Below are 19,707 nucleotides of genomic sequence, written 5' to 3'. Positions count from 1 at the left end.
AATGTTGAGCGCCGGCTAGGCTGGCGCAAAGAGAAAGAGGACGAGGTGCATCAATGATTCAGATGCAGACCAACCTCGACGTGGCCGACAATTCTGGCGCACGCCGTGTCATGTGTATCAAGGTGCTCGGAGGCTCCAAGCGCCGCTACGCCACGATCGGCGACATCATTGTCGTCTCGATCAAGGAAGCCATTCCGCGTGGCAAGGTGAAGAAGGGCGACGTGATGAAGGCCGTCGTGGTGCGTGTCCGCAAGGACATCCGCCGCGCCGACGGTTCGGTCATCCGCTTCGACCGCAACGCCGCCGTTCTGATCAACAACCAGTCCGAGCCGGTCGGCACCCGTATCTTCGGGCCCGTGCCGCGCGAGCTGCGTGCGAAGAACCACATGAAGATCATCTCGCTCGCGCCGGAGGTGCTGTGATGGCTGCGAAGATCCGCAAGGGCGACAAGGTCGTCGTGCTGACCGGCCGCGACAAGGGCCGCACCGGCGAAGTGTTCGAGGTTCGCCCCGATGCCGGCACGGCGCTGGTGCGCGGCGTCAACATGGTCAAGCGTCACCAGAAGCAGACGCAGGCCCAGGAGGGCGGCATCATCTCGAAAGAGGCGCCGATCCAACTGTCCAACATTGCGTATGTCGGCAAGGACGGAAAGCCGACCCGCATCGGATTCAAGATTCTGGCGGACGGCAAGAAGGTTCGCATCGCCAAGAGCTCGGGAGCTGAGATCGATGGCTGAGGCCGCTTACACCCCGCGCCTGCGCGCGGAATACGACGCGAAGATCCGCACTGCGATGACCGAGAAGTTCGGTTATCAGAACGTGATGCAGGTTCCTCGCCTGGACAAGGTCGTGCTGAACATGGGCGTTGGCGATTCGGTCAACGACCGCAAGAAGGCCGAGACCGCCGCTGCCGAGCTGACCCAGATCGCCGGCCAGAAGGCGATCGTGACCTATTCGCGCATCGCTATCGCGACCTTCAAGCTGCGTGAGAACCAGCCGATCGGCTGCAAGGTGACGCTGCGCAAGGCTCGCATGTACGAGTTCATCGATCGCCTGGTGACGGTCGCGCTGCCGCGCGTCCGCGACTTCCGCGGCCTGAACCCGAAGAGCTTTGACGGCCGCGGCAACTATTCGCTCGGCATCAAGGAACACATCATTTTCCCCGAGATCGACTTCGACAAGGTCACGGAAGCCCGCGGTATGGACATCACCGTCTGCACCACGGCCAAGACCGACGAAGAGGCGAGGGCCTTGTTGACCGCTTTCAATTTCCCGTTCCGGCAGTGAGACGCTGACCTAAAGCCTCTCAAACGCGGATACCCAGGAGCCAAGCATGGCAAAGAAGAGTTCAGTCGAGAAGAACAACCGGCGCAAGCGGATGGTGAAGAACGCCGCCCCGAAGCGCGAGCGGTTGAAGGCGATCATCGCCGACAAGACGCTGCCGATGGAGGAGCGGTTCGCCGCCACCCTGAAGCTTGCGGAAATGCCCCGCAATTCGTCGGCCACCCGCATCCGTCTGCGTTGCGAGCTGTCGGGCCGTCCGCGCTCGAACTACCGCAAGAACAAGCTGTCCCGTATCGCGCTCCGCGACCTTGGCTCCAAGGGCATGGTCCCGGGCCTCGTGAAGTCGAGCTGGTAAGGAGGGTCGTTTAGATGTCTACGCACGATCCAATCAGCGATCTGATCACCCGCATCCGTAACGCGCAGATGCGTTCCAAGAGCAAGGTCTCCACGCCAGGCTCGAAGATGCGCGAGAACGTCCTCGAAGTGCTCAAGAGCGAGGGCTACATCCGCGGTTACGCGACGCTCGAGCATTCCTCGGGCCGCAGCGAGATCGAGATCGAGCTGAAGTATTTCGACGGCGAGCCCGTCATCCGCGAGATCGAACGTGTCTCCAAGCCCGGGCGCCGCGTTTACGCCTCGGTGAAGAACCTGCCGCGGGTCAATAACGGACTCGGTATTTCGGTGTTGTCGACGCCGAAGGGGATCATGGCCGACCACAGTGCGCGCGAAGCGAACGTTGGCGGTGAAGTCCTCTTCACGGTGTTCTGAGAAGGATTTTTCATCCATGTCACGAGTTGGCAAAAGGCCTGTGGCGGTGCCGTCCGGTGTGACCGCGACCGTCGATGGGCAGACCGTCAAGATGAAGGGGCCGAAGGGCCAGCTTCAGTTCGTCGTCCATGACGACGTCGAGGTGAAGCTCGAGGGCGGCCAGATCAAGGTCAAGCCGCGGGCCGAGACCAATCGCGCGCGCGCCCTTTACGGCACCGCTCGCGCCCAGGTCGCGAATCTGGTCGAAGGCGTCACCAAGGGCTTCGAGAAGAAGCTCGAAATCACCGGCGTCGGTTACCGCGCCGCGATGCAGGGCAAGAACCTGCAGCTCGCGCTCGGTTACAGCCACGACGTGATCTACCCGATCCCGGAAGGGATCACGATCACCGTGCCGAAGCCCACCGAGATCACGGTCACCGGCAGCGACGTCCAGCGCGTCGGCCAGGTTGCTGCCGAGATCCGCGCCTACCGTCCGCCGGAGCCCTACAAGGGCAAGGGCGTGAAGTATGTGGGCGAATTCATCTTCCGCAAGGAAGGCAAGAAGAAGTAACGGAGCCGGTCATGTCCAAAGCCAAGGTTACGAATGCCCGGCGCAAGCGGAGTGTGCGGCTGAAGCTGCGCCGCTCCGGTGGTGGTCGTCCGCGTCTGTCGGTGTTCCGCTCGTCCAAGCACATCTATGCCCAGGTCATCGACGACCTGAAGGGCGAGACGCTGGCCTCCGCCTCGTCGCTCGAGAAGGTGATGCGCGACGGCGGCAAGACCGGCGCCGACATCGATGCGGCGAAGGCCGTCGGCAAGCTGCTGGCCGAGCGCGCCGCCGAGAAGGGCGTCAAGGAAGTCGTGTTCGATCGCGGCAGCTACCTCTACCACGGGCGCGTCAAGGCTCTCGCCGACGCAGCGCGTGAGAGCGGGCTGAGCTTCTAACAGAATTTGAGGATTGAGGCGCAAGCCTCTGAAGGATTGGAAAAATGGCAGAACGCGAACAACGTGGTGGACGCGATCAACGCGGCGGCGGCGGACGTGAACGCAGGGAGCGCGAGGAGCGCGACAGCGAGTTCGTCGACAAGCTCGTGCACATCAACCGCGTCGCCAAGGTCGTCAAGGGCGGCAAGCGCTTCGGTTTCGCAGCGCTGGTCGTGATCGGGGATCAGAAGGGCCGCGCCGGCTTCGGTCACGGCAAGGCGCGCGAAGTTCCTGAGGCGATCCGCAAGGCCACCGAGTCCGCCAAGCGCAACCTGACCCGCGTGTCGCTGCGCGAGGGCCGCACCTTGCATCACGACATCGCCGGCCGTCACGGTGCGGGTCGTGTCTACCTGCGTGCAGCTCCGGCCGGTACGGGCATCATCGCCGGTGGTCCGATGCGCGCCGTGTTCGAGACGCTTGGCGTCCAGGACGTGGTGGCGAAGTCGATCGGCTCCTCGAACCCGTACAACATGGTTCGCGCGACCTTCGATGCGCTCAAGCATCAGGACAGCCCGCGTTCGGTCGCGGCGCGCCGCAACATCAAGGTGTCCACCCTCCAGGGTCGTCGCGTCGGCGGCGATGCCGAGGCGGCTGCGGACTAACCAACGCTTTTCGGAGTAGACCACGATGGCCAAGGCCGTAAAGACGATCAAGCTCGAGCAGACCGGCAGCGCGATCCGCCGCCATCACTCGCAGCGTTCGACGCTGATCGGGCTCAAGCTCAACAAGATCGGCCGCACCAGCGAGCTGCCGGATACTCCGGCTGTCCGCGGCATGATCGAGAAGGTTCACCATCTCGTCCGTATCGTCGGCGAGAAGTAAGAAGCGGCGCATGATCCCGAAGACCGGATCCGGCTTTCGGTGAAGATCATGCGCAAGAAACAAGGAGCAGGGCGATGAAGCTCAGCGATATCGCCGACAACGCCGGCTCGCGCAAGAAGCGTATGCGCGTCGGCCGTGGCATCGGTTCGGGCAAGGGCAAGCAGTCCGGCCGCGGCGGCAAGGGCCAGACCGCGCGTTCGGGCGTGCGCATCAAGGGTTTTGAAGGCGGCCAGATGCCGATGCATCGCCGTCTGCCCAAGCGCGGCTTCAACAACATCTTCCGCGTCGAGTACGCCGAGATCAATCTCGACCGTCTCCAGGACGCCGTCGATGCCAAGAAGCTCGACACCGGCAGTGTCGTGAACGTCGAGGCGCTGGTGAAGGCCGGCGTGCTGCGCCGCGCCAAGGCCGGCCTGCGGCTGCTTGGCCGCGGCGAACTCAAGGCCAAGCTGAACATCGAAGTGCACGGCGCCACCAAGTCCGCGATCGAAGCGGTCGAGAAGGCCGGCGGTTCGGTGAAGATCCTCGCCCCTGCCAAGGAAGAAGGCGAGGCGGCGTAACAACTGCGTCATTGGCCCGCGCCTCGCGGGCCTTTACGCATGCGGGACGATGGACTTATCGAAGCCGAGCACCAGATAATGTCCGGCGTCCGCCCAATAGCCCGGCCGCGGGTATGACGGCGCAAAAGGCGGCGGGAGAAAGTCCAATATGGCCTCAGCAGCGGAACAACTGGCAGCCAACCTCAATTTCGGCGCGTTTGCCAAGGCCGACGAACTGAAGAAGCGCATCTGGTTCACGCTGGGTGCGCTGCTCGTTTATCGGCTCGGGACCTACATCCCGCTGCCCGGCATCGATCCCAACATCTGGGAGCAGGTGTTCAGGTCGCAGGCGGGCGGCATTCTCGGCATGTTCAACATGTTCGCCGGCGGCGGCATCCACCGCATGGCGATCTTCGCGCTGAACATCATGCCGTACATCTCGGCCTCGATCATCATCCAGCTGCTCACCACCGTCTCGCCGCAGCTCGAGGCGCTGAAGAAGGAAGGTGAGGCGGGTCGCAAGACGCTGAACCAGTACACCCGCTACCTCACGGTGATCCTGGCTGCGTTCCAGTCCTACGGCATCGCCGTTGGCCTCGAAGGCGCCGGCAACGTCGTCAGCGATCCCGGCATGTTCTTCCGCCTCTCCACCGCGATCACGCTGACCGGCGGCACCATGTTCCTGATGTGGCTGGGCGAGCAGATCACCTCGCGCGGCATCGGCAACGGCATCTCGCTGATCATTCTGTCCGGCATCGTCGCTGAACTTCCCGCAGCGCTCGCCAATATGCTCGAGCTCGGCCGCCAGGGTGCGATGTCGACCGGCCTGATCCTGATCGTGATCGTGATGGCGGTCGCCGTGATCGCTTTCATCGTGTTCATGGAACGCGCCCAGCGCCGGCTGCTGATCCAGTATCCGAAGCGTCAGGTCGGCAACAAGATGTTCGAGGGCCAGTCCTCGCATCTGCCGCTCAAGCTCAACACCTCAGGCGTGATCCCGCCGATCTTCGCGTCCTCGCTCTTGCTGCTGCCGACGACGGTCGCGAATTTCAACGCCGGCAAGGGGCCGGAATGGTTCCAGTGGATCACCACCCAGCTCGGCCATGGCCGCCCGCTGTTCCTGATCCTCTATCTCGCGCTGATCGTGTTCTTCGCCTTCTTCTACACCGCGATCGTGTTCAACCCGACCGAGACGGCGGACAATCTGAAGAAGCATGGCGGCTTCATCCCGGGCATCCGTCCCGGCGAGCGCACCGCGGAATATATCGACTACGTGCTGTCGCGGATCACCGTGCTCGGCGCAATTTACCTGGCGATCGTCTGCTTGATCCCGGAAATTCTGATTTCCTACGCCTCGGTGCCGTTCTACTTTGGCGGGACGTCGCTCCTGATCGTGGTCAGCGTGACCATGGATACGGTGGCGCAGGTTCAGGGCTATCTGCTCGCTCATCAGTACGAAGGCCTGATCCGGAAGTCGAAGCTGAGGGGCCGCCGTAGATGAATGGGGAGCTTGCGCGCCGGATCGGTTTCACGATTGGCGCGCTGCTCCTTTTCAGGCTAGGCACGCATGTTCCCGTGCCGGGCGTGCTGACCTCGACCCTGCCACTCACCGCCGGGGTCGTTGCTCGTCTCTCGCTGTTTGCGCTCGGTCTCGTTCCCTATCTCAGCGCTGCCATCTTGATCCGGCTGTTGTCGGTGGTCTGGCGCGGCTTGAACGCGCTGGAGCGATCGGGCGAGGCAGGCCGGCGAAGCATAGCCCGCCTTACGCTCGCCCTGACCTTGGTCCTCGCCGCGTTCCAAGCCTACGGCATCGCCTCGGCGCTCAAGGACGTGCCGAATCTGGTTAGCGACCCCGAGGGCTGGTTCGTGGTCACGGCGACCGCGACCATGGTCGGCGGCGTGTTCGCCCTGATCTTCCTCAGCGAGCAGATTACCCGCCACGGCATCGGTAACGGGCTGGCGCTGGTGCTGAGCGTCGGCTTCCTCGTGGCGCTGCCGTCTGATGTGTCAAACGTGCGGGAGCTGGTTCGAAGCGGTTCGGTCTCCAGCGATCTCGTGCTGTTCCACATCGTGTTCTGGGTCGCTGCGGTCGTCCTGATCGTCGTTGTCGAAAGCGCGCGGCGAAACATCGGAATCGCCTTTGCCGAGCGTAGCGTGGGGGCAAGGATCCTGCCGGCGCGGACGGCGCTGCTCCCGGTCAAGTTGAACAACGCCGGCTTCCTGATACCGACCACGGTGGCGCCCTGGTTCATCTTCCTGCCGCTGTCGGCTGCAGGCTTCCTGCTTGGGGGCGTCCCCTGGATCGAAGCGCTCTACCAATCCCTCCAGGTCGGGCGTCCTGCCCATCTGATCGTGATCTCGGTCGCGGTGTTCGTGCTGGCGTTCGTCTACACATCCTTTGTGGTTGATCCCGAACGGGTCGCCGAACAGCTTGCCGGGCAGGGCGGCGCGATTCCCGGCATCGCGCCGGGGGAGGCCACCGCGGATCATCTCGATCGCGTCGTGTCATTGACGACCCTCGTCGGAGCCGTCTACCTGACGATGGTGCAGATGATTCCGGAAGCACTCTTGGTTTACGGAAACGGGCTGCCCTATAGTATGAATGGTGGTGCGGCGCTGATTGTGGTCTGCACCATTCTCGATCTTCAAACACAGGTGCGCGACGTATCGCTCACCAATCCGGGGGGCGTACGCCGATGAGAATTATACTTCTGGGACCGCCGGGGTCGGGCAAGGGGACCCAGGCGCAGCTGCTGGTGCAGCGCTATGGTATCGTCCAGCTCTCGACCGGCGAGATGTTGCGCGCGGCGGTCGCTGCCGGAACGCCGGTCGGGTTGAAGGCCAAGGAGATCATGGCCAGCGGTGGTCTCGTCCCCGACGACGTCGTGGTCGGAATCATCTCGGACCGGATCGACCAGCCGGACGCGAAGCACGGCTTCATCCTGGACGGCTTCCCGCGCACCGTGCCGCAGGCCGAGGCGCTCGACGAGCTGCTGAAGCACAAGCACATGAAGCTCGATGCGGTGATCGAGCTGCGTGTCAACGAGAGCGCGCTGCTGAGTCGTGTGGAGACTCGCGTCGCCCAGATGCGGGAGCGCGGGGAGGAAGTCCGGCTTGACGACACCCCGGAGGTCCTGACCAAGCGGCTTGCCAGCTACCGCAGCCAGACGGAACCGCTGATTCACTACTATTCCGAGCGGCGGAAGCTCTCGACCATCGACGGCATGATGGCGATCGACGAGGTCACCCGTGCCATCCACCGCCAGCTCCTGGCGCTGGGCGCGGTCGAGCCAAAGACCCATCGTAAGACCCACGCCCGCAGCGCGGCCAAGGCGGCGCCAGCCAAGAAGGCGGCCAAAAAGGTCAAGGCAGCCAAAAAGCCGGCAAAAGTGGCCAAAAAGGCTGCAAAACCGGCAAAATCAGCCAAAAAGGCCGTGAAGGGCCCCAAAAAGGCTGCCAAGAAAGCCGTCAAGAAGGGTGCCAAAAAGACCGCTAAGAAGGCCGTCAAGAAAGGTGCCAAGAAGGCAGCAAAAAAGGTCACGAAAAAGCGAGCTAAGCGCTAGCAGCGGTTGACGAAAGCCCCCTGAATCCCCTAATAAGCCCGCATCCAAGTCGGATAGTTTCAAACGATGCCGGGCCCCAGGAAGACCAGGGGTGGGCGTCGTGTTCGCGTTTGTGAACACCTGCCCGAGAAACATAAGCACTTAAAGCCCGATTCCTGACGAGGGATCGGCAACAGGAGAGAAGGCCGTGGCCCGTATTGCCGGCGTGAACATTCCGACCAACAAGCGCGTGCTGATCGCGCTCCAGTACATCCATGGCATCGGCCAGAAGATTGCTGGTGAGATCCTCGAAAAGGTGAAGATCCCCGAGGATCGTCGCGTCAATCAGCTCAGCGACGCTGAAGTGCTCCAGATCCGCGAAGTCATCGACCGCGACTATCTCGTCGAGGGCGATCTGCGTCGCGAAGTCGGCATCAACATCAAGCGTCTGATGGACCTCGGCTGCTATCGTGGCCTGCGTCATCGTCGCGGTCTGCCGGTGCGCGGCCAGCGCACCCACACCAATGCGCGTACGCGCAAGGGCCCGGCCAAGGCCATCGCCGGCAAGAAGAAGTAAGTTTTCTATTCCAGTCGCGGCGTGTGGCGAAGAGGGGCAACCCGTTCGCCACGCGCTTTTCGTTCCACAGGTGTAGCCGCTGGCATTACGGCGGCGTTTGAGATCTCCAGGAAAGGTAGTCTATGGGCAAGGAAGCCACCCGCGTTCGTCGTCGTGAGCGCAAGAACATCGCCTCGGGCGTCGCGCATGTGAACTCGTCGTTCAACAACACGACCATCACCATCACCGACGCGCAGGGCAACACGATTGCCTGGTCCTCCGCCGGCACGATGGGCTTCAAGGGCTCGCGCAAGTCGACCCCGTACGCCGCGCAGGTCGCCGCCGAAGACGTTTCGAAGAAGGCGCAGGAACACGGCATGCGCACGCTGGAAGTTGAGGTCGCTGGTCCCGGTTCGGGCCGTGAGTCGGCGCTCCGCGCGCTCCAGGCCGCTGGCTTCACCGTCACCTCGATCCGCGACGTGACCACGATCCCGCACAACGGTTGCCGTCCGCGCAAGCGTCGGCGCGTCTGATACGAAGTTGCGGGCGCTGTGGTGCCCGCGATGCTTTTTTTAAGAAGCCGCGGGTTTGATCTGCGGCCTTTCTCCAACGCCAGTGTTTGAATTTTCAAATCGACTGGCCTGTATGGGTGAAACAGTGACGATCCAGAAAAATTGGCAAGAACTGATTCGGCCGAACAAGCTCCAGGTCACGCCCGGCAGCGACCCCAGCCGCTTCGCGACCATCGTTGCCGAGCCGCTCGAGCGCGGTTTCGGCCAGACCCTCGGCAATGCGCTGCGCCGCATTCTGCTCTCCTCGCTGCAGGGCGCGGCGGTGCAGTCGGTGCACATCGACGGCGTGCTGCACGAGTTCTCCTCGATCGCGGGCGTCCGTGAGGACGTCACCGACATCGTGCTGAACATCAAGGACATCTCGATCAAGATGCAGGGCGAAGGCCCCAAGCGCATGGTCGTGAAGAAGTCCGGCCCGGGCGTCGTCACCGCCGGCGACATCCAGACCGTGGGCGACGTCGTCGTGCTCAACCCTGACCTCCAGATCTGCACCCTCGACGAGGGCGCCGAGATCCGCATGGAGTTCACGGTCTCCACCGGCAAGGGCTACGTGCCCGCCGAGCGCAACCGTCCCGAGGACGCGCCGATCGGCCTTATCCCGGTCGACAGCCTGTACTCGCCGGTCCGCAAGGTCTCCTACAAGGTCGAGAACACCCGCGAGGGCCAGATCCTCGACTACGACAAGCTGACCATGACGATCGAGACCAACGGCGCGATCTCGCCGGATGACTCGGTGGCTTACGCCGCCCGCATCCTGCAGGATCAGCTCAACGTGTTCGTCAACTTCGAAGAGCCGCGCAAGGAAGTCGCCCAGGAGATCATCCCGGACCTCGCCTTCAACCCGGCCTTCCTCAAGAAGGTGGACGAGCTCGAGCTGTCGGTGCGTTCGGCCAACTGCTTGAAGAACGACAACATCGTGTACATCGGCGACCTCGTGCAGAAGAGCGAAGCGGAAATGCTCCGCACCCCGAACTTCGGCCGCAAGTCGCTGAACGAGATCAAGGAAGTGCTGGCCCAGATGGGTCTGCATCTCGGCATGGAAGTGCCGGGCTGGCCGCCGGAGAACATCGACGAGCTCGCCAAGCGCTTCGAAGATCACTACTGAGCATTTCGACCGTCGTGGCCGGAGTCATCCGGCCACGATTTTTATTGGGCGAACGCAGGCAGCCCACCTGAGCAACATGTCCGACGAACGGTCGCGGCAGTTCTAGAACAAGGAATAGTTACATGCGTCACGGCAAGGTTCATCGGAAGCTCAACCGCACGGCCGAGCACCGCCGCGCGATGTTCGCCAACATGGCGGCCGCGCTGATCAAGCACGAGCAGATCGTCACCACGCTGCCCAAGGCCAAGGAGCTTCGTCCGATCGTCGAGAAGCTCGTCACTCTCGGCAAGAAGGGCGGCCTGTCCATGCGTCGCCAGGCCATCTCCGAGATGCGCGACAAGGACCAGGTCAAGAAGCTGTTCGACGTGCTGGCGCCCCGCTACAAGGACCGTCAGGGCGGCTACACCCGCATCATCAAGGCAGGCTTCCGCTACGGCGACAACGCCGCAATGGCCGTAATCGAATTCGTCGATCGCGACGTCGATGCCAAGGGCCAGGACTCCGGCCCGGTGCAGGCGAAGGAAGCCGAGGCGGCGTAAGCCAACTCGACATCAGTATTCCGAAAGCGGCGCCTCCGGGCGCCGCTTTTTTGTTGCCGCGTGCTCGTTCGGCCCTCACGCATGAGTGAGGGCCGATTGCGGCCGTCGGTGCTGCGCCCGATATCTCCATCAGCATCAATGGAGACATCGCATGAAGATCGACCTTTCCGGAAAGACCGCGCTCGTGACCGGCTCGACCGCCGGCATCGGCCACGCCATCGCCAAGGGCCTTGCCGGCTCGGGCGCCAGCGTGGTGATCAACGGGCGCGGCCAGGACAAGGTCGATGCGGCCCTGCGCAAGCTCGAGGGAGCCGGGGCCAAGGTGCGCGGCATCGCCGCCGACGTTTCGACCGTCGCGGGCTGCAAGGCGCTGGTGGCTGATCTGCCGGAGGTCGACATCCTCATCAACAACGCCGGCATTTTCGAGCCGAAGGACTTCTTCGAGATTCCGGACGAGGACTGGAGCCGTTTCTTCGAGGTCAACGTCATGAGCGGCGTTCGGCTGTCGCGCGCCTACATGAAGGGCATGCTCAAGCGCAATTGGGGCCGCATCGTCTTCATCTCCTCGGAGTCCGGGCTCAACATTCCCGTCGAGATGATCCACTACGGCATGAGCAAGACGGCCCAGCTTGCGGTCGCGCGCGGCCTCGCGCAGCTCACCCGGGGCAGCGGCGTCACCGTCAACTCGGTGCTTCCTGGCCCGACCATGTCCGAGGGCGTCGAGACCTTCGTGAAGGATCTCGCCAGGCAGAACGGGCAATCGGTCGACGAGGCCGCGGCCAACTTCGTCAAGCAGCACCGCCCGAGCTCGCTGATCCAGCGTTTTGCCAGTGTCGACGAGATCGCCAACATGGTGGTTTACGTCGCCTCGAAAGAAGCCTCCGCAACCAACGGCGCGGCGCTGCGCGCCGAAGGCGGCATCGTCAACACGATCGCGTAGGAGCGAAGCATGACGGCCTATGTGATTTCCGAAGTCGAGATGCGCGATCCCGAGGGATTTGAAGCCTATCGCACGCTCGCCGCGCAGACGATCGCACAGTACGGCGGGCGCTATCTCGTGCGCGGCGGCAAGGCGGAAATGGCGGAGGGCAACCTCCCGCCGAAGGCCATCGTGATCGTCGAATTCCCCTCGATGGCGCGGCTGAAGGAATGGTATGCCTCGCCGGACTACGCCGAGGCGCTCAAGCTGCGGCGGACGGCGCTGGAGCGGCGGCTGCTGTTTGTCGAGGGGACGGCTCCCATCTAGCTGATCTGCCGGTTTGCCCCTTCTTTTCGGAGCGCAACCGGGTACAACAGGGCTCCATGCTCTGGCCCCTCTCCACCCGCCACAAACGTCTGTTCAGGCTCACATCCGCGCGATGGCAGCGGCGCACGATCTTCGTGCTCGGCGGCATTGGGGTCGGCGCCGCGGCGGTGGCGCTGGCACAGCTCGCCGATCTCGCGCAGCACGCCTTTGCGCTCCTGCTGACCAAGTCGCGCTATGCCGTGCTGGCGGTGACGCCGCTCGGCTTCATGCTGTCGGCCTATCTGACCATCCGCCTGTTCCCGAATGCGCAGGGCAGTGGCATTCCGCAGGCCATCGCCGCCCGGCATCTGACCGACCAGACGGCGCGCGCTAATCTGGTCTCGATCCGGATCGCGATCGGCAAGATCATCCTCACTTTGTTCGGGCTGCTGTGCGGCGGCTCGGTCGGGCGGGAAGGGCCGACCGTTCAGGTCGGTGCCTCCATCATGTTTGCGCTCGGCCGTGTCTCGCCGCGCCGCCAGCCGGGGTTGATCCTGGCCGGTGCCGCCGCGGGCGTCGCTGCGGCCTTCAATACGCCGCTGGCGGGAATCGTCTTCGGCATCGAGGAGATGAGCCGCGCGTTCGAGACCCGCACGTCGAGCCTCATCATTGCCGCCGTTATCGCGGCCGGTCTGACCTCGCTCGCACTGGCTGGCAATTACGCCTATTTCGGCAGCAGCGCGATGACGCTGGCGCGCGGTGCCGACTGGCTGGCCATTCCGCTTTGCGGCGTGGCGGGGGGACTCGCGGGTGGCCTGTTCAGCCGCGTCGTCATCGCCATGGCGCGCGGCTTCAACAATCCGCTCGGAAGGGCGATCAAGGGCCATCCGCTCTGGTTCGCCTTCGCCTGCGGCCTTGCCGTCGCGATCTGTGGCCTGGTGTCCGGAGACACGATCTACGGCACGGGTTATGCGCAGGTGAAGACCGCACTCGACCACAGCGCGCCATTGCCTCAAGACTTCGGAATCCTCAAGCTCCTCGCGACGACCTTTGCCGCGATCAGCGGTGTCCCGGGCGGCATCTTCTCGCCGTCGCTCGCCGTCGGTGCCGGCATCGGCAGCAACATCGCCTCGTTCTTCCACGATGCGCCGCTCGGCGCGATCATGCTGCTCGGCATGGTCTCCTATTTCGCCGGCGTGGTGCAGGCGCCGATCACTGCCTTCGTGATCGTGACCGAGATGACCGACAATCACGGCATGGTCGTGCCGTTGATGGCGTCTGCGTTGATTGCGCATGCAACCTCGCGAATAATCTGCGAGGAAGGCATTTATCACGCGCTCGCCAAAGGCTTCATTGAGCGGGCGAGCCGTCCGCCGGAGGATAAGACGCCGTAGGTTGGGCAAAGCGCAAGCGTGCCCCCGATCTCTTGCCGCCGTCGCGAGGTGGCGGGCACGGCGCAAGCGCGCCTTTGCCCACCGTACGAGGTCTCAGCTTACCATCCTTCCAGCACGATCTTGCCGCGCGACTTGCCGCTTTCCAGCAGCGCATGCGCGCGCTTGAGGTTGGCGGCGTTGATCGTGCCGAAAGTCTGGTCGAGCGTGGTGCGCAAAACGCCCTTGTCGATGAGGTCGGCGACGTCATTGAGCAGGTTATGTTGCGCGATCATGTCCGGCGTCTGGAACGAGGAGCGCGTGAACATGGATTCCCAATGCACGGAGATCGCCTTGCCCTTGAACGTGCCCATGTTGAATTCCGGGGGATCGTCGATCAGGCCGAAACGGCCCTGCGGTGCCATGAACTCGGCGATCGATTTGTAGTGCTGATCGGTGAAGGTGAGGCTCGCCACCAGCGCGACCGGCGGCAGCCTCAAGCTCTCGATCTGCTCCTTCATCGGCTTGCCGTGATCGATCACCGCATGGGCGCCGAGATCGAGGCACCACTTCTGCGATTCCGGCCGCGTCGCAGTCGCAACCAGTGTGAGGCCGGTGAGGCGGCGCGCGAGCTGGATCAGGATCGAACCGACACCGCCGGCGCCGCCGGTGATCAGGAGCGTGCGCGGATCGACGCTCTTGCCGGGGACTGCGCCGAGCCGGTCGAACAGCAGTTCCCACGCGGTGATGGAGGTGAGGGGCAGGGCCGCGGCCTGCGCGAACGACAGCGACTTCGGCTTGTTGCCGACGATGCGTTCGTCGACCAGGTGGAATTCGGCATTGGTGCCCTGGCGCAGGATCGAGCCGGCGTAAAACACCTCGTCGCCCGGCTTGAACAGCGTGACCTCGGGGCCGACGGCGTCGACCACGCCGGCGGCGTCATAGCCGAGAATCTTGGTCTCGCCTTCGGGCGGGGCGGCGCGCTTGCGCACCTTGTAATCGACGGGATTGGCCGAGATCGCCTTCACGGCGACGCGGATGTCGCGTCCCTTCGGCTCGGGCTTAGCGGTTTCGAAATCGATCAGCGCATCCTGATCCTCGATCGGAAGCGACTGCTTGTAGCCGACGGCCTTCATGGCTTGTCTCCATCAGATGGCGTTTCGCCTACCGCTCTAACTGTCGCCCTGGCTCCGATTTGGCAAGTACTGTAAATTCGGGGATATAGTCCCTGTTTGGATACTATTGGGAAAACACGCATGAAACGGCGCAATTTTGCCCGGCGCCCGGGCTGCTCGGTCGAGGCGACGCTGGACCTGATCGACGGCAAATGGAAGGGCGTGATCCTCTACCATCTCCAGAGCGGCACCCAGCGCTTCGGCGAATTGCGCCGCCGGATGCCCGGCATCACCCAGCGCATGCTGACGAAGCAGCTTCGCGCGCTGGAAGAGGACAAGCTCGTCATCCGCAAGGTCTACGCCGAAGTGCCGCCGCGGGTGGAGTATTGCCTTTCCGAACTCGGCGAGAGTCTCAAGCCGGTGATCGATATTCTGAAGGCCTGGGGCGAGAGCCACCAACAGCGGCTGTCCTGCGCACCGCCGCCGGTCGTCGTGAGAAAGCCGAAGCGCGCGGCGTGAGGAGCGGGAGCGGTTGCATTCCTCACCTCTCCCCAGCGGGGAGAGGTGTAGCGTCTTCGGAAAGCCACCTGCGCGCGCAGGGCAACCGCATTCAACGACGTGCTGGCCTTCACCGAAGACGGGGCCCCATTATTACCGCCGGGCGCCCTTCTATTGGGGGGCGAACACGCCTATATTCCGGCGTCTTTTCCAAGAGGTAGGAATGTTTCGATCGATCTCGACCGCCGCCGTCGTCACGGCATTGTGCATAGGCTTTTCGGCCCACTTCAATCCGGCTGCCGCGCAGGACCGTCGCGTCCCGTCCTCGCCGGCCGAACTGCGGCTGTCCTATGCGCCGATCGTGCAGCGGGTGCAGCCGGCGGTCGTCAACGTCTATGCCGCCAAGGTGGTGCAGAACCGAAATCCGCTGCTGGACGATCCGATCTTCCGTCGTTTCTTCGGCGGCGGCGGGCAGCAGGAGCAGGTGCAGCGCTCGCTGGGTTCGGGCGTGATCGTCGATTCCTCCGGGCTCGTCGTCACCAACGTCCATGTCATCGAGGGCGCCGACCAGGTGAAGGTGTCGCTGTCGGACAAGCGGGAATTTGAGGCCGAGATCGTGCTGAAGGATTCCCGCAGCGACCTCGCCGTGCTGCGTCTCAAGGACAGCCACGAGAAGTTCCCGGCGCTCGAGTTCACCAACTCCGATGAACTGATGGTCGGCGACGTCGTGCTGGCGATCGGCAATCCGTTCGGTGTCGGCCAGACCGTGACCCACGGCATCATCTCGGCGTTGGCCCGCACGCAGGTCGGCATCACCGACTATCAGTTCTTCATCCAGACGGACGCGCCGATCAACCCCGGCAATTCCGGTGGCGCGCTGGTGGACATGAATGGCCGGCTCGCCGGCATCAACACCGCGATCTATTCGCGCTCCGGCGGCTCGCAAGGCATCGGTTTTGCGATTCCGGCCAACATGGTCCGCGTGGTCGTGGCCTCCGCCAAGAGCGGCGGCAAGGCCGTGAAGCGTCCGTGGCTCGGCGCGAAGTTGCAGGCGGTGACGCCGGAGATCGCCGAAAGCCTCGGCCTCAAGACGCCGAGCGGCGCCCTGGTCGCAAGCGTCGTGCCGAACGGTCCCGCGGCGAAGGCCGGCCTGAAATCCTCCGACCTGATCACCGCGATCGATGGCCAGACCGTGGACGATCCCAACGCATTCGACTATCGCTTTGCCACCCGTCCACTCGGCGGCACCGCGCAGATCGACGTGCAGCGCGGCAGCAAGCCGCTCAAGCTGACGATCGCGCTCGAGACCGCGCCTGACACCGGCCGCAACGAACTCGTCATCACCACGCGTTCGCCGTTCCAGGGCGCCAGGATTTCCACCATCACGCCAGCGGTGGCCGACGAGCTGCATCTGGATGCCGATACCGAGGGCGTCGTCGTCACCGACATCGGCGACGGCACGGCGGCGCAGAACGTTGGCTTCCAGAAGGGCGACATCATCCTGTCCGTCAATAACCAGAAGATCGCCAAGACCAGCGACCTGGAGAAGGCCGCCAAGGAGCAGCCTCGGCTCTGGCGCATCGCGGTGGTGCGCGGCGGTCAGCAGATCAACGTCACGCTGGGCGGATGAGTCCGAAGCGACCACACGACACGCCAACTCTCTTCGCCGCGGCGGGGCTCGATCACGAGGCTCCGCATCCGCTGCCGGACCGGCTGCGGCCGCGTGCATTGTCGGAAGTCGTCGGTCAGGATCACATCCTCGGCCCCGACGGTGCGCTGACGCGCATGCTGGAGACGCGCACGCTGGGCTCGCTGGTGTTCTGGGGTCCGCCCGGCACCGGCAAGACCACGGTGGCGCGGCTGCTCGCGGACGCGACGGATCTGCATTTCGAGCAGATCTCTGCGGTGTTCTCCGGCGTTGCGGACTTGAAGAAAGCATTCGACGCCGCGCGTGCCCGCCGCGAGATGGGCAAGGGCACGCTGTTGTTCGTCGACGAGGTGCATCGCTTCAACCGTGCCCAGCAGGATTCCTTTCTGCCGGTCATGGAGGACGGCACCGTCGTGATGGTCGGCGCCACCACGGAAAATCCGTCGTTCGAGCTCAATGCGGCGTTGCTCTCCCGCGCACGCGTGCTGGTGTTTCGCTCGCTCGATGCCGCCGCCATCGAAAAACTGTTCGCGCATGCCGAGGAGGTCGAGGGCAAGAAGCTGCCGCTCGATGCGGAGGCGAGGGCGGTGCTGGTGCGGATGGCCGACGGCGATGGCCGCGCGTCACTGACGCTCGCCGAAGAGGTCTGGCGTTCGGCACGAGCGGACGAGATATTCAATGCCGCGCAGTTGCAGGACATCCTGCAACGCCGCGCGCCGATCTACGACAAATCCGCCGACGGCCATTACAACCTGATCTCGGCGCTGCATAAATCGGTGCGCGGCTCCGATCCGGACGCCGCGCTCTATTATCTCGCGCGCATGCTGGACGCCGGCGAGGACCCGCTGTTCCTGGCCCGCCGCGTCGTGCGCATGGCTGTCGAGGATATTGGGCTTGCCGATCCGCAGGCGCTCGTCATCGCCAATGCGGCGAAAGACGCCTTCGACTTCCTGGGTCATCCCGAGGGTGAGCTCGCGATCGCGCAGGCGGTGGTCTATCTCGCCACCGCACCGAAATCGAATGCGGTCTACACCGCCTTCGGCACGGCGATGCAGGTGGCAAAGCAGGCTGGCTCGCTGCTGCCGCCCAAGCACATCCTGAACTCGCCGACCAAGCTGATGAAGTCGGAGGGCTACGGCGCAGCTTACGAATACGATCACGACGCCCCCGACGCCTTCTCCGGCCAGGACTACTTTCCGGAAGCCCTGGGCCGCCAGACCTTCTACGACCCGCCCGAGCGCGGCTTCGAGCGCGAGATCAGGAAGCGACTGGATTACTGGGCCAAGCTGCGCAAGGAGCGGGGCGGCTCGCGCTAGAGTCGGCCATTTCGTCGTGACGAAAGGCCGCTTTTAGGGTAGGCAGGCAAGCATGAGCCGCCGCATCAAAAGAACCAACCAACAGCCCCGTTCGCGCGACGAGCGCAAGGAATCGCGCCCGCATCAGGCGCGGAGCGCGAAAAAGGCCGGGCCGCGGCCGGGTGGTAAACCCGGAGGCAAGCCGCCGCGCTTTGCCGGCGAGCGCGCCGAGCGGCGCCCGCCCAAAGCAAAGCTGGAGAGGGCTGAGCTGGAAAGGGCCGCGCCGGCCAAGCCGGTCGAGGCACTGCTGCCGACCAAGGTGCAGACGGTCAAGGTGACGGCGGACGAGAACAACATGCGCGTCGATCGCTTCCTCGAAGCGCGCTTTCCCGGGCTGTCGTTCTCCCACATCCAGCGCGTGGTCCGCAAAGGCGAGCTGCGCGTCGACGGCAAGCGGGTCGACAGCAAGGACCGCCTGGAGGAGGGCCAGAGCGTCCGCATTCCGCCGCTGAAGCTCGATACGCCGAAGGTCGGCGGCGAGCTCTCGGAAGCTGAGCAGAAGACGCTCAAGGCGCTGAAGGAGATGACGATCTACGAGGACGACGACGTCCTCGTCTTGAACAAGCCCGCCGGCCTTGCCGTGCAAGGCGGCTCGGGCATGACGCGGCACATCGATCAGATGCTGGAGGTGATGCGCGATGCCAAAGGTCAGAAGCCGCGGCTCGTGCACCGCATCGATCGCGAGACCTCGGGGTGCCTGCTGATCGCCAAGACGCGCTTTGCCGCCTCGCATCTGACCGGCGCCTTCCGCTCGCGCTCGGCGCGCAAGGTCTATTGGGCACTGGTGCCGGGCCTGCCGAAGCCCAAGCAGGGCCGCATCTCGACCTTTCTTGCGAAGGAAGAGAGCGAGGACGACACCATCATGCGCATCGCCCAGCACGGCGACGAGGGCGCCAGCCACGCGGTGACCTATTACGCAGTGGTCGAAACCGCCGGCAACAAGCTGACCTGGGTGTCGCTGAAGCCCGTGACCGGCCGCACCCACCAGCTTCGCGCCCACATGGCCCATATCGGCCATCCCATCGTCGGCGATCCCAAATATTTCAACATCGAGAACTGGCAGCTGCCGGGGGGCCTGCAAAACCGGCTGCATCTGCTGGCGCGCCGCATCGTCATTCCGCATCCCCGCGGCGGTGTGATCGACGCCACCGCGCCACTGCCGCCGCATATGCAGCAGTCGTGGAATCTGCTCGGGCTGGACGCCAGCCGGTTCGACCCGATCGAGAACGCGCCGGAGGAGTAGGGGCGGAGCCCCCGTTCCTAGCGTGGAGGCAGCTCTGGCTCCCTCAATTCCGGAACTGCTCCAGAAACATCCGCAGACTGTCATGCGGGCTCTCGACATCCGTGATCAGCCAGCCCTCCGGACCGTTGACCAAGACGAAGTTCAGCGTCGCCGGTCGGCCGCGATTGTCGAAGTTCACCGCGACATAGGTCTTGTCGTACTGCTTGCGGATGATGGCAATGGTGATCGGGCCGAGCTTCCAACTCGGGCTCTGCACCAGGAAGTCATAGGGCTCGCTGCGTGGCGCAGACCACGCCTTGCGCAGGGTGGGATCGAAGAATTGCCGGGCCGTGGCCTCATCCCGCGGCAGGCCCTTGGAGAGTTCCGGCGCGCCATCGCCGTAATGGGCATAGACGTTGCGGACCAGCGATTCCGGACTGCGAAAACCGGCTTCGCCGGCGGCGGGCCACAGCCCGGTCAACAGGGCCGCAATGGCCGCAAGTTCCCTCATGCCCGCCGCTCGCTTTATCGGCCACAGGTCTTATCTTAAAAGCCTAGCATCGAGCGACCGGGACCGAAAACTCA

General features: G+C 64.1%; 26 protein-coding genes. 24 read left to right on the top strand and 2 right to left on the bottom strand.

The annotated features are described in order from the left end of the window. The first annotated feature begins 53 nt into the window (after window positions 1-53). From rplN to X265_RS22620, 20 genes are all read left to right on the top strand, one after another. Window positions 54-422 (top strand): 50S ribosomal protein L14, encoded by a 369-nt coding sequence (gene rplN / locus X265_RS22715; RefSeq protein ID WP_007603030.1) that lies wholly within the window; start codon window positions 54-56, stop codon window positions 420-422. Next, window positions 422-736 carry a 50S ribosomal protein L24 gene (gene rplX / locus X265_RS22710; RefSeq protein WP_027564400.1) on the top strand — a complete coding sequence of 105 codons (315 nt, stop codon included), beginning with the start codon at window positions 422-424 and terminating at the stop codon, window positions 734-736. Before rplN ends, rplX begins: the two co-directional genes overlap by 1 nt. Then, window positions 729-1,286, top strand: a complete 558-nt coding sequence (gene rplE, locus X265_RS22705; RefSeq protein ID WP_128966828.1) for a 50S ribosomal protein L5 — start codon at window positions 729-731, stop codon at window positions 1,284-1,286. Before rplX ends, rplE begins: the two co-directional genes overlap by 8 nt. Window positions 1,287-1,332: 46 nt before the next feature. Then, complete coding sequence (gene rpsN / locus X265_RS22700; RefSeq protein WP_057745473.1) at window positions 1,333-1,638, top strand: 30S ribosomal protein S14; 306 nt, start codon at window positions 1,333-1,335, stop codon at window positions 1,636-1,638. Window positions 1,639-1,652: 14 nt separating this feature from the next. Beyond that, complete coding sequence (gene rpsH / locus X265_RS22695; protein ID WP_015685407.1) at window positions 1,653-2,051, top strand: 30S ribosomal protein S8; 399 nt, start codon at window positions 1,653-1,655, stop codon at window positions 2,049-2,051. Window positions 2,052-2,067: 16 nt separating this feature from the next. Next, the gene (gene rplF / locus X265_RS22690) at window positions 2,068-2,601 is read left to right on the top strand and encodes a 50S ribosomal protein L6 (protein ID WP_128966827.1); all 534 of its coding nucleotides are present in this window, start codon (window positions 2,068-2,070) and stop codon (window positions 2,599-2,601) included. A gap of 11 nt (window positions 2,602-2,612) precedes the next feature. Further along, the gene (gene rplR, locus X265_RS22685) at window positions 2,613-2,975 is read left to right on the top strand and encodes a 50S ribosomal protein L18 (protein WP_128966826.1); all 363 of its coding nucleotides are present in this window, start codon (window positions 2,613-2,615) and stop codon (window positions 2,973-2,975) included. A gap of 44 nt (window positions 2,976-3,019) precedes the next feature. Beyond that, window positions 3,020-3,616: a 30S ribosomal protein S5 gene (gene rpsE, locus X265_RS22680; RefSeq protein WP_092228454.1), complete on the top strand. Its 597-nt coding sequence runs from the start codon at window positions 3,020-3,022 to the stop codon at window positions 3,614-3,616. Window positions 3,617-3,641: 25 nt separating this feature from the next. Next, a complete protein-coding gene (gene rpmD, locus X265_RS22675; RefSeq protein ID WP_128966825.1) occupies window positions 3,642-3,836 on the top strand; it encodes a 50S ribosomal protein L30 in 195 nt (64 codons plus the stop codon). A gap of 74 nt (window positions 3,837-3,910) precedes the next feature. Continuing rightward, window positions 3,911-4,396 (top strand): 50S ribosomal protein L15, encoded by a 486-nt coding sequence (rplO, locus tag X265_RS22670; protein WP_128951226.1) that lies wholly within the window; start codon window positions 3,911-3,913, stop codon window positions 4,394-4,396. Window positions 4,397-4,544: 148 nt separating this feature from the next. Then, window positions 4,545-5,876 carry a preprotein translocase subunit SecY gene (gene secY / locus X265_RS22665; RefSeq protein ID WP_128966824.1) on the top strand — a complete coding sequence of 444 codons (1,332 nt, stop codon included), beginning with the start codon at window positions 4,545-4,547 and terminating at the stop codon, window positions 5,874-5,876. After that, a complete protein-coding gene (locus tag X265_RS22660; RefSeq protein ID WP_128966823.1) occupies window positions 5,873-7,075 on the top strand; it encodes a preprotein translocase subunit SecY in 1,203 nt (400 codons plus the stop codon). Before secY ends, X265_RS22660 begins: the two co-directional genes overlap by 4 nt. Then, window positions 7,072-7,938 carry an adenylate kinase gene (locus X265_RS22655; RefSeq protein WP_128966822.1) on the top strand — a complete coding sequence of 289 codons (867 nt, stop codon included), beginning with the start codon at window positions 7,072-7,074 and terminating at the stop codon, window positions 7,936-7,938. The genes X265_RS22660 and X265_RS22655 overlap by 4 nt, the downstream gene beginning before the upstream one ends. A 187-nt stretch (window positions 7,939-8,125) precedes the next feature. Then, the gene (rpsM, locus tag X265_RS22650; RefSeq protein WP_014494511.1) at window positions 8,126-8,494 is read left to right on the top strand and encodes a 30S ribosomal protein S13; all 369 of its coding nucleotides are present in this window, start codon (window positions 8,126-8,128) and stop codon (window positions 8,492-8,494) included. Between the two features lie 122 nt (window positions 8,495-8,616). Continuing rightward, window positions 8,617-9,006 carry a 30S ribosomal protein S11 gene (gene rpsK, locus X265_RS22645; RefSeq protein ID WP_007603045.1) on the top strand — a complete coding sequence of 130 codons (390 nt, stop codon included), beginning with the start codon at window positions 8,617-8,619 and terminating at the stop codon, window positions 9,004-9,006. A gap of 112 nt (window positions 9,007-9,118) precedes the next feature. Next, window positions 9,119-10,150 carry a DNA-directed RNA polymerase subunit alpha gene (locus tag X265_RS22640; RefSeq protein ID WP_057745452.1) on the top strand — a complete coding sequence of 344 codons (1,032 nt, stop codon included), beginning with the start codon at window positions 9,119-9,121 and terminating at the stop codon, window positions 10,148-10,150. A gap of 122 nt (window positions 10,151-10,272) precedes the next feature. Beyond that, a complete protein-coding gene (gene rplQ / locus X265_RS22635; protein ID WP_057745449.1) occupies window positions 10,273-10,689 on the top strand; it encodes a 50S ribosomal protein L17 in 417 nt (138 codons plus the stop codon). A 151-nt stretch (window positions 10,690-10,840) separates the two neighbouring features. Further along, complete coding sequence (locus tag X265_RS22630) at window positions 10,841-11,629, top strand: SDR family NAD(P)-dependent oxidoreductase (RefSeq protein ID WP_128966821.1); 789 nt, start codon at window positions 10,841-10,843, stop codon at window positions 11,627-11,629. Between the two features lie 9 nt (window positions 11,630-11,638). Then, window positions 11,639-11,935 carry a DUF1330 domain-containing protein gene (locus X265_RS22625; protein ID WP_128966820.1) on the top strand — a complete coding sequence of 99 codons (297 nt, stop codon included), beginning with the start codon at window positions 11,639-11,641 and terminating at the stop codon, window positions 11,933-11,935. A 56-nt stretch (window positions 11,936-11,991) separates the two neighbouring features. Then, window positions 11,992-13,308: a chloride channel protein gene (locus tag X265_RS22620; protein ID WP_128966819.1), complete on the top strand. Its 1,317-nt coding sequence runs from the start codon at window positions 11,992-11,994 to the stop codon at window positions 13,306-13,308. A gap of 98 nt (window positions 13,309-13,406) precedes the next feature. Here X265_RS22620 and X265_RS22615 read toward each other — a convergent pair whose 3' ends face one another. Then, window positions 13,407-14,420 (bottom strand): zinc-binding alcohol dehydrogenase family protein, encoded by a 1,014-nt coding sequence (locus X265_RS22615; protein ID WP_128966818.1) that lies wholly within the window; start codon window positions 14,418-14,420, stop codon window positions 13,407-13,409. A gap of 120 nt (window positions 14,421-14,540) precedes the next feature. Here X265_RS22615 and X265_RS22610 point away from each other — a divergent pair, with 120 nt between their 5' ends. The 4 genes from X265_RS22610 (at window position 14,541) to X265_RS22595 (ending at window position 19,143) form a co-directional block, all read left to right on the top strand. Further along, window positions 14,541-14,918, top strand: coding sequence for a winged helix-turn-helix transcriptional regulator (locus X265_RS22610; RefSeq protein WP_100176988.1), 378 nt, complete (start codon window positions 14,541-14,543; stop codon window positions 14,916-14,918). 202 nt (window positions 14,919-15,120) lie between these two features. Next, the gene (locus X265_RS22605) at window positions 15,121-16,527 is read left to right on the top strand and encodes a DegQ family serine endoprotease (protein WP_164938744.1); all 1,407 of its coding nucleotides are present in this window, start codon (window positions 15,121-15,123) and stop codon (window positions 16,525-16,527) included. Beyond that, entirely contained in the window at window positions 16,524-17,861 is a 1,338-nt protein-coding gene (locus X265_RS22600) for a replication-associated recombination protein A (RefSeq protein ID WP_128966817.1), read from the top strand. Before X265_RS22605 ends, X265_RS22600 begins: the two co-directional genes overlap by 4 nt. Window positions 17,862-17,913: 52 nt before the next feature. Further along, window positions 17,914-19,143 (top strand): RluA family pseudouridine synthase, encoded by a 1,230-nt coding sequence (locus X265_RS22595; protein ID WP_128966816.1) that lies wholly within the window; start codon window positions 17,914-17,916, stop codon window positions 19,141-19,143. Between the two features lie 43 nt (window positions 19,144-19,186). Here X265_RS22595 and X265_RS22590 read toward each other — a convergent pair whose 3' ends face one another. Then, on the bottom strand, window positions 19,187-19,633 hold the full coding sequence (locus tag X265_RS22590; protein ID WP_128966815.1) for a hypothetical protein: 447 nt from the start codon (window positions 19,631-19,633) through the stop codon (window positions 19,187-19,189). Window positions 19,634-19,707 lie beyond the last annotated feature (74 nt).

Origin of the sequence: Bradyrhizobium guangdongense, assembly GCF_004114975.1 — a bacterium.
Taxonomy (GTDB): domain Bacteria; phylum Pseudomonadota; class Alphaproteobacteria; order Rhizobiales; family Xanthobacteraceae; genus Bradyrhizobium; species Bradyrhizobium guangdongense.
This window is presented reverse-complemented; position numbering and strand designations above follow the sequence as displayed.

What these genes read in the sequence shown, in the direction of transcription:
- rplN (WP_007603030.1), top strand. Translation starts at nt 54, where the DNA reads ATGATTCAGATGCAGACCAACCTCGACGTGGCCGACAATTCTGGCGCA.
- rplX (WP_027564400.1), top strand. Translation starts at nt 422, where the DNA reads ATGGCTGCGAAGATCCGCAAGGGCGACAAGGTCGTCGTGCTGACCGGC.
- rplE (WP_128966828.1), top strand. Translation starts at nt 729, where the DNA reads ATGGCTGAGGCCGCTTACACCCCGCGCCTGCGCGCGGAATACGACGCG.
- rpsN (WP_057745473.1), top strand. Translation starts at nt 1,333, where the DNA reads ATGGCAAAGAAGAGTTCAGTCGAGAAGAACAACCGGCGCAAGCGGATG.
- rpsH (WP_015685407.1), top strand. Translation starts at nt 1,653, where the DNA reads ATGTCTACGCACGATCCAATCAGCGATCTGATCACCCGCATCCGTAAC.
- rplF (WP_128966827.1), top strand. Translation starts at nt 2,068, where the DNA reads ATGTCACGAGTTGGCAAAAGGCCTGTGGCGGTGCCGTCCGGTGTGACC.
- rplR (WP_128966826.1), top strand. Translation starts at nt 2,613, where the DNA reads ATGTCCAAAGCCAAGGTTACGAATGCCCGGCGCAAGCGGAGTGTGCGG.
- rpsE (WP_092228454.1), top strand. Translation starts at nt 3,020, where the DNA reads ATGGCAGAACGCGAACAACGTGGTGGACGCGATCAACGCGGCGGCGGC.
- rpmD (WP_128966825.1), top strand. Translation starts at nt 3,642, where the DNA reads ATGGCCAAGGCCGTAAAGACGATCAAGCTCGAGCAGACCGGCAGCGCG.
- rplO (WP_128951226.1), top strand. Translation starts at nt 3,911, where the DNA reads ATGAAGCTCAGCGATATCGCCGACAACGCCGGCTCGCGCAAGAAGCGT.
- secY (WP_128966824.1), top strand. Translation starts at nt 4,545, where the DNA reads ATGGCCTCAGCAGCGGAACAACTGGCAGCCAACCTCAATTTCGGCGCG.
- X265_RS22660 (WP_128966823.1), top strand. Translation starts at nt 5,873, where the DNA reads ATGAATGGGGAGCTTGCGCGCCGGATCGGTTTCACGATTGGCGCGCTG.
- X265_RS22655 (WP_128966822.1), top strand. Translation starts at nt 7,072, where the DNA reads ATGAGAATTATACTTCTGGGACCGCCGGGGTCGGGCAAGGGGACCCAG.
- rpsK (WP_007603045.1), top strand. Translation starts at nt 8,617, where the DNA reads ATGGGCAAGGAAGCCACCCGCGTTCGTCGTCGTGAGCGCAAGAACATC.
- X265_RS22640 (WP_057745452.1), top strand. Translation starts at nt 9,119, where the DNA reads ATGGGTGAAACAGTGACGATCCAGAAAAATTGGCAAGAACTGATTCGG.
- rplQ (WP_057745449.1), top strand. Translation starts at nt 10,273, where the DNA reads ATGCGTCACGGCAAGGTTCATCGGAAGCTCAACCGCACGGCCGAGCAC.
- X265_RS22630 (WP_128966821.1), top strand. Translation starts at nt 10,841, where the DNA reads ATGAAGATCGACCTTTCCGGAAAGACCGCGCTCGTGACCGGCTCGACC.
- X265_RS22625 (WP_128966820.1), top strand. Translation starts at nt 11,639, where the DNA reads ATGACGGCCTATGTGATTTCCGAAGTCGAGATGCGCGATCCCGAGGGA.
- X265_RS22620 (WP_128966819.1), top strand. Translation starts at nt 11,992, where the DNA reads ATGCTCTGGCCCCTCTCCACCCGCCACAAACGTCTGTTCAGGCTCACA.
- X265_RS22615 (WP_128966818.1), bottom strand. Translation starts at nt 14,420, where the DNA reads ATGAAGGCCGTCGGCTACAAGCAGTCGCTTCCGATCGAGGATCAGGAT.
- X265_RS22610 (WP_100176988.1), top strand. Translation starts at nt 14,541, where the DNA reads ATGAAACGGCGCAATTTTGCCCGGCGCCCGGGCTGCTCGGTCGAGGCG.
- X265_RS22605 (WP_164938744.1), top strand. Translation starts at nt 15,121, where the DNA reads ATGTTTCGATCGATCTCGACCGCCGCCGTCGTCACGGCATTGTGCATA.
- X265_RS22600 (WP_128966817.1), top strand. Translation starts at nt 16,524, where the DNA reads ATGAGTCCGAAGCGACCACACGACACGCCAACTCTCTTCGCCGCGGCG.
- X265_RS22595 (WP_128966816.1), top strand. Translation starts at nt 17,914, where the DNA reads ATGAGCCGCCGCATCAAAAGAACCAACCAACAGCCCCGTTCGCGCGAC.
- X265_RS22590 (WP_128966815.1), bottom strand. Translation starts at nt 19,633, where the DNA reads ATGAGGGAACTTGCGGCCATTGCGGCCCTGTTGACCGGGCTGTGGCCC.